At 64.0% G+C, this 12,615-nt stretch carries 11 protein-coding genes; 10 read left to right on the plus strand and 1 reads right to left on the minus strand.

Annotated elements, in window-relative coordinates; translation table 11 throughout:
• Window positions 1–2: 2 nt before the first annotated feature.
• From HW090_RS01335 to HW090_RS01365, 7 genes are all read left to right on the plus strand, one after another.
• Window positions 3–716, plus strand: a complete 714-nt coding sequence (locus tag HW090_RS01335; protein ID WP_179111781.1) for a 4'-phosphopantetheinyl transferase — start codon at window positions 3–5, stop codon at window positions 714–716.
• A gap of 118 nt (window positions 717–834) precedes the next feature.
• Complete coding sequence (locus HW090_RS01340) at window positions 835–1,590, plus strand: TSUP family transporter (protein ID WP_179111782.1); 756 nt, start codon at window positions 835–837, stop codon at window positions 1,588–1,590.
• Between the two features lie 51 nt (window positions 1,591–1,641).
• Window positions 1,642–2,229: a YigZ family protein gene (locus HW090_RS01345; RefSeq protein WP_179111783.1), complete on the plus strand. Its 588-nt coding sequence runs from the start codon at window positions 1,642–1,644 to the stop codon at window positions 2,227–2,229.
• Window positions 2,230–2,989: 760 nt separating this feature from the next.
• Entirely contained in the window at window positions 2,990–5,842 is a 2,853-nt protein-coding gene (locus HW090_RS01350) for a valine--tRNA ligase (RefSeq protein ID WP_179111784.1), read from the plus strand.
• A 132-nt stretch (window positions 5,843–5,974) separates the two neighbouring features.
• Window positions 5,975–6,949, plus strand: a complete 975-nt coding sequence (locus HW090_RS01355; protein WP_179111785.1) for an ABC transporter substrate-binding protein — start codon at window positions 5,975–5,977, stop codon at window positions 6,947–6,949.
• Window positions 6,950–7,022: 73 nt separating this feature from the next.
• Window positions 7,023–7,913, plus strand: a complete 891-nt coding sequence (locus tag HW090_RS01360; RefSeq protein WP_179111786.1) for an ABC transporter permease — start codon at window positions 7,023–7,025, stop codon at window positions 7,911–7,913.
• Between the two features lies 1 nt (window position 7,914).
• On the plus strand, window positions 7,915–8,709 hold the full coding sequence (locus HW090_RS01365) for an ABC transporter ATP-binding protein (RefSeq protein WP_179111787.1): 795 nt from the start codon (window positions 7,915–7,917) through the stop codon (window positions 8,707–8,709).
• Between the two features lie 33 nt (window positions 8,710–8,742).
• Here the strand turns inward: HW090_RS01365 and HW090_RS01370 are convergent, their stop codons facing one another.
• The gene (locus tag HW090_RS01370) at window positions 8,743–9,390 is read right to left on the minus strand and encodes a helix-turn-helix transcriptional regulator (RefSeq protein ID WP_179111788.1); all 648 of its coding nucleotides are present in this window, start codon (window positions 9,388–9,390) and stop codon (window positions 8,743–8,745) included.
• A 312-nt stretch (window positions 9,391–9,702) separates the two neighbouring features.
• Between HW090_RS01370 and HW090_RS01375 the strand changes: the two genes are divergently transcribed.
• The 3 genes from HW090_RS01375 (at window position 9,703) to HW090_RS01385 (ending at window position 12,589) form a co-directional block, all read left to right on the plus strand.
• Complete coding sequence (locus HW090_RS01375; protein WP_256930714.1) at window positions 9,703–10,617, plus strand: phytanoyl-CoA dioxygenase family protein; 915 nt, start codon at window positions 9,703–9,705, stop codon at window positions 10,615–10,617.
• 10 nt (window positions 10,618–10,627) lie between these two features.
• On the plus strand, window positions 10,628–11,041 hold the full coding sequence (locus HW090_RS01380) for a RidA family protein (protein WP_179111789.1): 414 nt from the start codon (window positions 10,628–10,630) through the stop codon (window positions 11,039–11,041).
• Between the two features lie 99 nt (window positions 11,042–11,140).
• On the plus strand, window positions 11,141–12,589 hold the full coding sequence (locus tag HW090_RS01385) for an APC family permease (protein WP_179111790.1): 1,449 nt from the start codon (window positions 11,141–11,143) through the stop codon (window positions 12,587–12,589).
• Window positions 12,590–12,615: the final 26 nt, after the last annotated feature.

Here is a 12,615-nt window from a genome sequence, read left to right on the forward strand (position 1 = left end):
GCATGTGGGTATCCGAGCACCACTGGACTGTCGACCCGGTCCCGGTGCCTGGTAGCCAACTGGTTTCGCTTCATTTCGATCACAGCCGCCTGACACCTGCCCATATAGAAGCCTGCGGTATCGCACTGCCCGCCTCCATCGTTCGTTCGGTCCCCCGTCGACAAGCAGAATTCATTGCCGGACGCCTGTGCGCCCGCGAAGCCCTGCGAGTACTCACCGGGCTGGCCTCAATCCCGGCGATAGGCCCGGACAGGGCGCCGCAGTGGCCCGAAGGCGTCTGCGGCTCCATCAGCCATTGCGGCGATATCGCCATGGCCGTGGTGGCCCCACTCGATAGCACGGCCTGTGTCGGCATCGATATCGAACACAGGCTGGACGAGCGCAAGGCCCACGAATTGCATGAACAGATACTGATATCCCGCGAGCGCGAGCGATTCCTGCGCCTGCCAACGGAACAGCGGGGCTGGCTGCTCAGCCTGACCTTCTCCCTCAAGGAAAGCCTGTACAAGGCGCTCTACCCGCTGACGGGCACTCACTTCTACTTCGAGGATGCAGAGTTGCTGGAGCACTCCAATGACGGGAAGGCTTGCCTGCGCCTGCACAAGCACCTGAACGAGACGTTCACTCATGGCAGCCTGATCGAGGGCGGTTTCCATGTCCAAGGCCAGCACATCCTGACCTGGGTCAGCCTCCCCGCGACGCACAGCCAGGCGTAGCAAGCGCACCTATAGAAGTACTTGTCGCACAAGATCGCAAACAGCCCCCAGACGCAGCTTGCGACGAGACACCAACAGCCCCTAGGCTTGCACACCCCCGAATCGCCACGAGCCCCACATGGAATTCAGCGCCGAGCTGCTCTTCGTTTTCTTTCTGATCGCCATGGTCGCGGGTTGCATCGACGCGATTGCCGGCGGTGGCGGTCTCATCACCCTGCCGGCATTGCTCGCTCTCGGCATTCCACCCGCTGCCGCCATTGCCACCAACAAGCTCGGCGCCGCCGCTGGCTCGTTCTCCTCCGCGTTGTACTTCGTGCGTATCCGCGAGGTCCGACTGGGCCAGATATGGCCCATGATGCTGACCACCTTCGTGGGCTCACTGGTGGGCGCGCTGGTGCTGACCCAGATCGACAACTCGATCCTGAAGAGCGTCATTCCCGGCCTGTTGATCGCTTTTTCCGTCTATTTCCTGCTGTCGCCCAAGCTCGGGGAAGCGGACAAGAAGCAACTGCTACCACGTCGCTACTATTTATTGCTGGTAGCACCGGCCATCGGCTTCTATGACGGATTCTTCGGTCCCGGCACCGGCGCCTTCCTGTCCATCTCCTTCGTCCTGCTGCTCGGCTACAACATGGTCAAGGCCACTGCGCATGCCAAGGTGCTCAACTTCTGCAGCAACTTCGCCGCACTGCTGTTCTTCATACTGCATGGCGGCATCCTCTGGTCCATCGGGCTGGTGATGCTGGCCGGGCAACTGCTCGGCGGCAACCTCGGCGCCAGGATGGCGGTGCGCAGCGGACACAAGCTGATCCGCATCGTGATGATCAGCGTGTCCTTGAGCATTTCCGTCAAGATTCTGTTCTTCGATGCCTGACCGGCGTCCATACGGAATTTTCCCGACGACCTATTACAAACGACACAGGCCATGCCCTTCACCCTTGCAGCGCCTTGCGAATACCAGGAAATCATTCGCAAGAGCCGTTTCCTGACCCATGCGATACCGGTAGAGACGCCCGAACAGGCGCAGGCTTTCATCCGCGACATCAGTGAGCCCGGCGCCAACCATAACTGCTGGGCCTGGAAGATCGGCGACCTGTACCGCTTCAGCGACGACGGCGAACCTGGCGGCACAGCCGGACGCCCCATGCTCACCGCCATCGAAAGCCAGGATTGCGACCGGGTCGTGGTCGTCACCACCCGCTGGTTCGGCGGTATAGAGCTCGGCACGGGCGGGCTGGCACGCGCCTATGGCGGCTCGGCCGCCAAGTGCCTGCAAGGCGGCACGCGACTGCCCCTGGTCGCCCGCATCCAGTGTCGCTGCCACTGCCACTTCAGCGAACTGCCCCTGCTCAAGTCACGTCTGCCCGCCCTGGAGGCGCTGCTCGAAAGCGAGCATTTCGATGGGCTGGGCGCCACCCTGGAGCTGGCCCTGCCGGAAGAACAGCTCGCGGAACTGCAACGACTGCTCAGCGATATCACCCGTGGACGCAGCCAGTTGCAGATTGCACGATAAACCCGCGATCTTGCCCACAGATCCTGTGGAACGAATTGTGGATAAGCCCTGAGTGAATTCACGCATCGGTGAATTGGCGCACCCTCCAGGCAACTGCTCACTTAGTGAGCAAAGCTCCTGCAAAGCGCTACAAACAGCTTATAACACCTTGATTTATTGAATTTTTATCGGATCGAACACACTGTCGGCGTTTTGTCACATTCCGGCACGGACCTGTATCGAGTTATGCCCTGTTCCCGTGGAGAAAACTGTGGATAAGACTGGGAATAAGCGCCACAGGCCTTGCGGCGCCTGAGCCTGGCGAGGTTGTTCATTTATTGATCAGAAGTATCGAGCGGTATTCAACTCGGTCGGATAGCCGCAGGAGCAGTGGCTCGATCGTCGTCCCCGCACAGGTACGCCCGCTGTGAGTTCTACCGAGATCGTGACGCGGTGGCCTTGCACTCGTTGCGCCTATGCGAATGACAGGTGGCTGTAGAGGAAATTCGTTGGTCATAAACCCGCGCACCTGGGTTCCCGCCTTCGCGGGAACGACGAGTGACGGGTATCAGTGTTTTTTCTCAGGGTCACTTCGGTATTGACCGCGAGCCCAGATTGGTCAACGCATTGCCACCTGCTGGCACGAAGATGGCAAAAAATCCTGCCTGCTTTGCTTCGGATGGGTGATTCACCCGATATCCCTTGCCGTTATCGGCTTTTCGCCCCTACCTCGCTATACTGCCCGGCTTTACCGTTCATCCTGATGCAAGGGTCCCGCCGCATGGACAAGACCTACCAGCCACACGCCATTGAATCCCGTTGGTACGCCGAGTGGGAATCGCAGAACTATTTCGCCCCGCAAGGCAACGGCGATCCCTACACCATCATGATCCCGCCGCCGAATGTCACCGGCAGCCTGCACATGGGCCATGGTTTCAACAACGCCATCATGGATGCGCTGATCCGCTGGCGCCGCATGCAGGGCCGCAACACCCTGTGGCAGCCTGGTACCGACCACGCGGGGATCGCCACGCAGATGGTGGTGGAGCGCCAACTGGGCGCCCAGGGCATCAGCCGCCACGACCTTGGCCGCGCCAGATTCCTCGACAAGGTCTGGGAATGGAAGGAAGAGTCCGGCGGCAACATCACCCGGCAGATCCGCCGCCTCGGCTCCTCGGTGGACTGGTCGCGCGAGCGCTTCACCATGGACGACGGCATGTCCAACGCGGTCAAGGAAGCCTTCGTGCGCCTGCATGAAGACGGCCTGATCTACCGTGGCAAGCGCCTGGTCAACTGGGACACCAAACTGCACACCGCCATTTCCGACCTGGAAGTGGAGAACCACGACGAGAAAGGCCACCTCTGGCATCTGCGTTTCCCGCTGGCCGATGGCGTGAAGACCGCCGAAGGCAAGGACCATCTGGTGGTCGCCACCACCCGTCCGGAAACCGTGCTGGGCGACGCCGCCGTCGCTGTGCATCCGGAGGATGAACGCTACAGCCAGTTGATCGGCCGCCATGTGCTGCTGCCGCTGGTCAACCGCCTGATCCCGATCGTCGCCGACGACTACGTCGACCGCGAGTTCGGTACCGGCTGCGTGAAGATCACCCCTGCCCACGACTTCAACGACTATGAAGTCGGCAAGCGCCACAACCTGCCGCTGATCAACATCTTCGACCAGAATGCCGCCGTACTGGCCAAGGCCCAGGTGTTCAACATCGACGGCACGCTCAACGACAAGGTCGATCCGAGCCTGCCGGACGGCTATGCGCACATGGACCGTTTCGACGCGCGCAAGGCCATCGTCGCCGAGTTCGAAGCCATGGGCCTGCTGGAGAAGATCGACGAACACGCGCTGAAAGTGCCGCGTGGCGACCGCTCCGGCACCATTATCGAGCCCTGGCTGACCGACCAGTGGTACGTCTCCACCAAGCCGCTGGCGAAAAAGGCCATCGAAGTGGTGGAAAACGGCGATATCCAGTTCGTGCCCAAGCAGTACGAGAACATGTACTTCTCCTGGATGCGCGATATCCAGGACTGGTGCATCAGCCGCCAGCTCTGGTGGGGGCACCGCATCCCGGCCTGGTACGACGAAGCCGGCAATGTCTATGTCGGCCGCGACGAAGTCGATGTGCGCAAGAAGTACGCGATCCGCAACGACGAGCCGCTGCGCCAGGACAACGACGTACTCGACACCTGGTTCAGCTCCGGGCTGTGGACCTTCTCCACCCTCGGCTGGCCCGAGCAGACCGACTTCCTCAAGACCTTCCACCCCACCGACGTGCTGGTCACCGGCTTCGACATCATCTTCTTCTGGGTCGCCCGGATGATCATGCTGTCCACCCACCTGACCGGGCAGATTCCATTCAAGACCGTCTACGTCCACGGCCTGGTGCGCGACGGCCAGGGGCAGAAGATGTCCAAGTCCAAGGGCAACGTGCTCGACCCGCTGGACATCGTCGACGGCATCAGTCTCGACACGCTGCTGGAAAAACGCACCAGCGGCATGATGCAGCCCAAGCTCGCCGAGAAGATCGCCAAGCAGACGCGCAACGAATTCCCCGAGGGCATCGCCAGCTACGGCACCGACGCCCTGCGCTTCACCTTCTGCTCGCTGGCGTCCACCGGTCGCGACATCAAGTTCGACATGGGCCGCGTCGAGGGTTACCGCAACTTCTGCAACAAGCTGTGGAACGCCGCCAACTTCGTTTTCGAGAACACCGAAAGCAAGGACACCGGTGTCGCACAGGGAGCGACCGACGGTGAACCGCCGGTCGAGCTGTCCTCGGTGGACCGCTGGATCATTTCCTCGCTGCAACGCACCGAGATGGAAGTGAACCGCCAGTTGGAAGCCTTCCGCTTCGACCTCGCCACCCAGGCGCTCTACGAGTTCGTCTGGGACGAGTACTGCGCCTGGTACCTGGAACTGGTCAAGCCGGTGCTGTGGGATGAGAACGCCAGCGCCGAACGCCAGCGCGGCACCCGCCGCACGCTGGTGCGAGTGCTGGAAGCCATCCTGCGCCTTGCACACCCGTTCATGCCGTTCATCACCGAGGAAATCTGGCAGCGCGTCGCACCGCTGGCCGGCAAGAGCGGCCCGACCCTGATGCTGCAACCCTGGCCGGAACTCAACCCCGCGCGACTGGACAGCGCCGCTGAAGGCGACATCGAGTGGGTCAAGGCTTTCATGCTGGGTATCCGCCAGATTCGCGCGGAGATGAACATCTCCATGGCCAAGCGCATCGACGTGGTGCTGGGCAACGCCAGCGCCGAAGACATCCGCCGCCTGCGCGAGAACGAGCCACTGCTGAACAAGCTGGCCAAGCTCGACAACGTGCGGGTACTGGCCCAGGGCGAAGAAGCGCCGCTGGCGGCGACCGCGCTGGTCGGCGACCTGCAGGTGCTGGTGCCGATGGCCGGCCTGATCGACAAGGATGCCGAACTGGCCCGCCTGGACAAGGAGATCGCCCGCTTCGACGGCGAGATCAAGCGTGTCGGCGGCAAGCTCGGCAACGCCGGCTTCGTCGACAAGGCACCCGCCGAGGTGATCGAGAAGGAACGCGCCAAGCTGGCCGAAGCGGAACAGGCCAAGGCCCGTCTGCTCGAACAGCGCGAGCGTATCGCCAGTCTGTGACAGGCTGGCGCGCCCGCTGGCCGCACCGGGCGGGCACGCATAAACTGCACGACGTATCACGAAGGACAAGGGCTGCGCCTCACAGCCAGCCCAGGCAAAACAACAAACGCTGACCTTTTCTAGGAGATACCAATGCTGCTAGCCAAGAACAAATGGCTGTCCCTGGGGGCCCTGACACTGGCCATGGCCGCCCCGCTCTCCGGTTTCGCCGCCGAGCAGAAATCCGTCGCGGTCACCGCCATCGTCGAACACCCGGCCCTGGATGCGGTACGCGATGGCGTGCGCGAGGTCCTGAAGGAAGCCGGCTACGAAGAAGGCAAGAATCTCAAGTGGCAGTACCAGAGCGCCCAGGGCAACACCGGCACCGCCGCGCAGATCGCGCGCAAGTACATCGGTGACCGTCCGGACGCCATCGTCGCCATCGGCACGCCCTCGGCCCAGGCCGTGGTCGCTGCCAGCAAGAGCATCCCGCTGGTGTTCTCCGCCGTCACCGACCCGGTCGGCGCGCAACTGACACCCAGTTGGGACGCCTCCGGCACCAATGTCACCGGCGCCTCCGACAAGCTGGAACTGGAGCGCCAGGTCGACCTGATCAAGCGCATCCTGCCCGAAGCCAAGCGCGTCGGCATCGTCTACAACCCCGGCGAAGCCAACTCGGCGGTGGTGGTCAAGGAACTCAAGGAACTGCTGCCCAAGCACGGCCTGACCCTGGTCGAAGCCGCCGCGCCGCGCTCGGTGGACGTCGGCAGCGCCGCACGCAGCCTGGTCGGCAAGGTCGACGTGATCTACAGCAACACTGACAACAACGTGGTGTCCGCCTACGAGGCGCTGGTCAAGGTCGGCAACGACACCAAGACCCCGCTGATCGCCTCCGACACCGGCAGCGTCGAACGTGGCGCCATCGCCGCCCTGGGCGTGGACTACCTGGACCTCGGCAAGCAGACCGGCCGCATCGTCGTGCGCATCCTCCAGGGCGAGAAACCCGGCAGCATCGCACCGCAGACCAGCGAGAACCTGGAGCTGTTCCTCAATGCCGGCGCCGCCCGCAAGCAGGGTGTGACGCTGTCCAGCGAACTGCTCGAATCGGCCACCAAGGTCATCGAGTAACACTCACGCTGTCGCCCCGCCGACCCGCCCGGCAGGCGGGTCGGCTCTTCTACCCAGCCTGGCCAGATAACCCATGTCTTTGTTTTCCTTTCTCGGCGCCCTGGAAATCGGTCTGATCTTCAGCCTGGTCGCCCTGGGCGTGTTCATTTCCTTCCGCCTGCTGCGCTTTCCCGACCTGACCGTCGACGGTAGCTTCCCGCTCGGTGGCGCCGTCTGCGCGGTGCTTATCGCCAACGGCAGCGACCCCTTCCTCGCCACCCTGCTCGCCACCCTGGCCGGCGCTGGCGCGGGCCTGGTCACCGGGCTGCTGAACGTCAAGCTGAAGATCATGGACCTGCTGGCCAGCATCCTGATCATGATCGCCCTGTACTCGATCAACCTGCGCATCATGGGCGGCCCGAACATCCCGCTGATCACCTCGCCGACGATGTTCAGCGTGCTGCAGCCGGAATGGCTGGACGACTACATCGCCCGTCCGCTGATCCTGCTGCTGGTGATCATCGCGGCCAAGCTGCTGCTGGACTGGTTCTTCTCCACCCAGATCGGCCTGGCAATCCGCGCCACCGGCTCCAACGGCCGCATGGCCCGCGCCCAGGGCATCAACTCCGGGGCCATGGTGCTGCTCGGCATGGCCGTCTCCAACGCCCTGGTGGCGCTGGCGGGCGCACTGTTCGCACAGTCCCAGGGCGGCGCCGACATTTCCATGGGCGTCGGCACCATTGTCATCGGCCTGGCGGCGGTGATCGTCGGCGAGAGCATCCTGCCGGCGCGCAAGCTGTTCTACCTGACCCTGGCGGTGATCCTCGGTGCCATCGTCTACCGCTTCTTCATCGCCCTGGCATTGAACAGCGACTTCATCGGCCTGCAGGCCCAGGACCTGAACCTGGTCACCGCGGTACTGGTCACCGTCGCCCTGGTGATCCCGATGCTGAAGAAACGCCTGACCAGCGGCCGGAGGAACTGACATGCTCAGCGCGAACAACCTGCACATCACCTTCAACGCCGGCACGCCGATCGAGACGCGGGCGCTGCAAGGGCTGTCCCTGGACATCCCCACCGGGCAATTCGTCACGGTGATCGGCACCAACGGCGCCGGCAAGTCGACCTTTCTCAACGCGGTGTCCGGCGACCTGCCGGTGGACAGCGGCTCGATCCTCATCGACGGCGCCGACGTCACCCGGCAACCGGTCTGGGAGCGCGCCAACCGTGTCGCCCGCGTGTTCCAGGACCCCATGGCGGGCACCTGCGAAGACCTGACCATCGAGGAAAACATGGCCCTGGCACAGGAACGCGGGCACCGTCGCGGCCTCGGTCGGGCCGTGCGCGCGGCGATGCGCGACGACTTCCGCGCCAGCCTGTCGACCCTCGGCCTGGGACTGGAGAACCGCCTGGGCGACCGCATCGGCCTGCTCTCCGGCGGCCAGCGCCAGGCGGTCAGCCTGCTGATGGCGGCGCTGCAACCCTCGCGCATCCTGCTGCTGGACGAACACACCGCCGCCCTCGACCCGCGCACTGCCGACTTCGTGCTGCAACTGACCGCGCGCATCGTCGCCGAGAAACGCCTGACCGCCATGATGGTCACCCACAGCATGCGCCAGGCGCTGGACGTCGGCGACCGCACGGTGATGCTGCACCAGGGCCAGGTGGTACTGGACGTCTCGGGCGAGCAACGCCAGGGACTGGACGTACCGGACCTGCTGCTGATGTTCGAGAAAGTGCGTGGCGAGAAGGTCAGCGACGACGCCTTGCTGCTCGGTTGATCCGCCCCGGGGCTGCCAGCAGCCCCGACTGGCTCAATGCCGCCCGGCCAGGTAGGCGGCCAACGCGGTACGGCTTTCTACCCCCAGCTTGTCGAAGATACGCACGACGTAGGTCTTCACCGTGCCCAGGCCAATCCCCATGGCCTCGGCCACGTCCCGGTTCGACGCGCCCGCGCCGATCAGGCAGGCCACCTGCTTCTCCCGATGGCTCAGCCCGCTGCGCAGCAAGCGCTGCTCCAGCAGCAGGCGCTGGACGTGGGGATGCGCACTGAAGCTGGCTTCGAGCAGACGCTGAATGGCGCCGAGGGCCTCCGGCGCCAGCAGTAGTGGCGGATCGTCATGGGTCTTGAGAAAGCCCACGCCACCAAAGGCAGCATCCCCGGCCCAGAACATCAGGTCGATGGTATCCACCACGCCATGGGCGTGCAGGTAACCCTGGTAGTGCGAAGTTTCATCCGCCCGCTGGAAGCCTCGGGCATGGCTCAATACCCCGACGCACTCATGGCGCTCGACCATGCGGCTGACGCGCATCGGATCGAACGGCTGCATGCCGTTGCGGTACTGCTCCAGAAACCCGGCAGGCACGCCGAGGGTGTCGAGCACCTGCATCTCGTCCCGGCGGGTGTCGATCCAGTAGAACAGCACGCCCGTGGCGCTCAGGTAATGACGGCTGAATTGCATGGCCTCCCTGACCAGTCGATCGCTCCTGTCCGAATTCTCGACATTCATCGCGCAAGGCTCCGATCTTCTTCTGATGGCGGCGTCCGCCCAGGCGCAGAACCTTGCCATGGCGGGCCGGACGACAAGCCCCAAGCAAGCTCCGGACCAGCCTCCAGCACCCTGGCACAGTCGAAATCGGCACCACACTGAGGCACACGCGGCTCAGCGCGCACCATTAGTGTGATACCGGCGAACGGCCGCGAATTTGTCCATCCTTGGATAGATTGTTGGGGTATCCGACGCCACCTAACCTGTCCTCGAATCTTCATTCCCATGAACATCGAGGTAGTCGTCATGATCCCCACCCACCTGCCCAACACCGCCAGCGCAGAGCAGATCGAACAGTCCCTGCGCGAGCATGGCTATGTCATCGTCGAAGAACTGGCCAGCAATGAACTGATGGACCGCATCGCCGCCGAAATGGCGCCCTACGTCCAGGACACCCAGTACGGCCAGGACAATTTCATCGGCCACCAGACCAAGCGTACCGGCGCGCTGATCGCCCGCTCGCCGGCCGCCCGCGAACTGGTGATGCACCCCAGCGTACTCGGCACCACCGAGCGTTTCCTCAAGCACGCCTCGGCCTTCCAGTTGCACCTGACGCAGATCATCAGCGTCTTCCCCGGCTCGCCAGCGCAGATGCTGCACCAGGACGAGCTGGCCTGGGACTTCTTCCCCTTCCCCGACGACTATCAGGTGCAGTGCAACCTGCTCTGGGCCATGACCGACTACACCGAGGAGAACGGCGCCACCCGCATCGTGCCCGGCAGCCAGTTCGCCGGACGCAAGCAGAAGTACAGCCTGGAGCAGAGTATCCCCGCCGTCATGAAGCGCGGCTCGGCACTGTTCTACACCGGCAAGATCTACCACGGCGCCGGCGCCAACCGCTCCGACGGCATCCGCCAGGCGATAAATATCACCTATGCCGTGGGCTGGGTGCGCCAGGAGGAGAACCAGTACCTGTCCACGCCCCGCGAGATCGCCCGCACCCTGCCCGACGACCTGCTCAAGGTCATGGGCTACCAGTACGGCTGCTTCGCCATCGGCTATACGCGTGACTTCGAGGACCCGCTGGTGGCCCTGCGCGAGGATGTGCAGCAGGTGCCGATGAGCGTGCAACTGGTCGATGAGCAACGGCAGGACAACGGCGGCTCATTCCGCCACAACCTGCACCCCGCAAGCGCCTGAGGAAAGCACCATGATCGAGCGCTACAGCCCCGAGATCGACTACCTGGCGCCCCAGGTGTTCGAAGCCTTCGCCTTCCACCAGTCGGTACGCGCCGGCGACACCCTCTACCTGTCCGGCATCGCTCCGCTGCGCGGCGACCTGGAGAACCTTGAGCTGATCGGCAAGGACGACATGGTCGCGCAACTGGGCTACATCCTCGCCGTAGTGGATGGCTGCCTGGAGGCGGCAGGCCTGCAACGTCGCCACCTGGTGGCATGGACTTTCCATACCACCGACATCGACGCACTGGCCGACGTACTGCCGGAACACCTGGGGCCCTGGGTCGGCGCGCACCGTCCCACCAGCACCACGGTCGAGGTGCGCAAGTTGCTGCACCCCGACCAGTTGCTGGAAATCACCGCCATCGCCGTCGCCAGCGACTGACACCTGGACCCACTTGCCGCACAGCCTTGCCGCACTTCACTGCCCGCCCGCGCAACCGACGTTGCGCGGTTCCGAAAACGACATAACGGGACAGCCACCATGAACCCTGTAAACCCATCGACTCCCGCTTCATCCTCGCCGTCCCTGAGCGGCGAACTTGGCGTCACCCCCATCGTCATGATGGTGATCGCCACCGCCGCGCCACTGACCGTGATGGCGGCCAACACCCCACTGATGATCGGCCTCGGCAATGGCGCCGCCGCGCCCTTCGACGCCCTGGTGGCCATGCTCATCATGTTCATGTTCTCGGTGGGATTCGTCGCCATTTCCCGCCATATCGGCAATGCCGGCGCCTTCTACGCCTGCATCCAGAAAGGGCTCGGACGCGTCACCGGGCTCGGCGCCGCGACCCTGGCGATGGTTTCCTATTCGCTGTTCCTGCTCGCCATCGGCACCTATGTCGGCTACGCCTCCAGCGAGTTGCTGCACAGCCTGACCGGACTGAACCTGCCCTGGTGGCTGCTGACCCTCGCCGCCATCGCCATCATCGGTGTGCTGGGCTACCGGCGCATCGAGATGAGTTCCAGGTTCCTCGGCATCGCGCTGATCCTGGAGATCGCCGTGGTGCTGCTGTTGAATGCCCTGATCGTGGCGGACAAGGGCCTCGGCGGCCTGCCGGCGGAATCCTTCCAGCCCAGCCATATCCTCTCCGGCTCGCCGGGCCTGGGCATCCTGTTCGCCATCTACTCGTTCATCGGCTTCGAGTCCACGGTGATCTACCGCGAGGAAGCCCGTGATCCGGAGCGCACCATCCCCATCGCCACCTACACCGCGGTATTCACCGTCGGCATCTTCTATGTGCTGTCCATGTGGTGCACCGTTGCCGGCATCGGCGCCGACAAGGTGGTCGCCTTCGCCAACGAGCACCCTGGCGACATGTACCTGCTGCTCAGCGAGCAATACCTGGGCAAGGCCTTCAGCGATGTCATCCAGGTGCTGCTGATCACCAGCCTGTTCGCCTGCATGCTGTCGCTGCACAACATCGTCGTGCGCTACCAGTACATTCTCGGCAAATACACCGTGCTGCCAGAGCGCTTCGCCAGCATCCACCGCCGCCACGGTTCGCCCTACGTCGCCTCGCTCGCGCAGAGCACCTTCGCCACCCTGGGTACACTGCTGCTGGTGCTCATCGGCCTCGACCCCATCACCCAGATCTACGCCTGGGGCGCCACGGCCGGCACCCTCGGCTACATGGTGATCCTGGCCCTGGCCAGCCTGGCGATCCTCGCCTTCTTCCGCCGCGAAGGCTCCGACCGGCGCCTATGGCACACCCGCATCGCCCCGCTGGGCGGCCTGCTGGGCATCCTCGCCTGCCTGGCCATCGCCATCCACAACCTGCCGATGCTGATCGGTGGCGACAACGCCGGCGAAGTCGCACCGCTGATGGGCCTGCTGGTCGTCCTCGCCTTCGCCATCGGCGGCCTCTGCGCCCTGCTGCTGCGAGGCCGTTCGCCACAGCGTTACCAGGCACTGCGCGAACTGGCCTGAACAGGCACCACCGCGAGCGCCCTTGC

The sequence above is a fragment of the Pseudomonas sp. ABC1 genome, assembly GCF_013395055.1.
Classification (GTDB): Bacteria; Pseudomonadota; Gammaproteobacteria; order Pseudomonadales; family Pseudomonadaceae; genus Stutzerimonas.

Bases quoted from the DNA above. Each gene is read 5' to 3' on its own strand.
- HW090_RS01335 (WP_179111781.1), top strand. From the start codon at position 3: ATGTGGGTATCCGAGCACCACTGGACTGTCGACCCGGTCCCGGTGCCT.
- HW090_RS01340 (WP_179111782.1), top strand. From the start codon at position 835: ATGGAATTCAGCGCCGAGCTGCTCTTCGTTTTCTTTCTGATCGCCATG.
- HW090_RS01345 (WP_179111783.1), top strand. From the start codon at position 1,642: ATGCCCTTCACCCTTGCAGCGCCTTGCGAATACCAGGAAATCATTCGC.
- HW090_RS01350 (WP_179111784.1), top strand. From the start codon at position 2,990: ATGGACAAGACCTACCAGCCACACGCCATTGAATCCCGTTGGTACGCC.
- HW090_RS01355 (WP_179111785.1), top strand. From the start codon at position 5,975: ATGCTGCTAGCCAAGAACAAATGGCTGTCCCTGGGGGCCCTGACACTG.
- HW090_RS01360 (WP_179111786.1), top strand. From the start codon at position 7,023: ATGTCTTTGTTTTCCTTTCTCGGCGCCCTGGAAATCGGTCTGATCTTC.
- HW090_RS01365 (WP_179111787.1), top strand. From the start codon at position 7,915: ATGCTCAGCGCGAACAACCTGCACATCACCTTCAACGCCGGCACGCCG.
- HW090_RS01370 (WP_179111788.1), bottom strand. From the start codon at position 9,390: ATGCAATTCAGCCGTCATTACCTGAGCGCCACGGGCGTGCTGTTCTAC.
- HW090_RS01375 (WP_256930714.1), top strand. From the start codon at position 9,703: ATGAACATCGAGGTAGTCGTCATGATCCCCACCCACCTGCCCAACACC.
- HW090_RS01380 (WP_179111789.1), top strand. From the start codon at position 10,628: ATGATCGAGCGCTACAGCCCCGAGATCGACTACCTGGCGCCCCAGGTG.
- HW090_RS01385 (WP_179111790.1), top strand. From the start codon at position 11,141: ATGAACCCTGTAAACCCATCGACTCCCGCTTCATCCTCGCCGTCCCTG.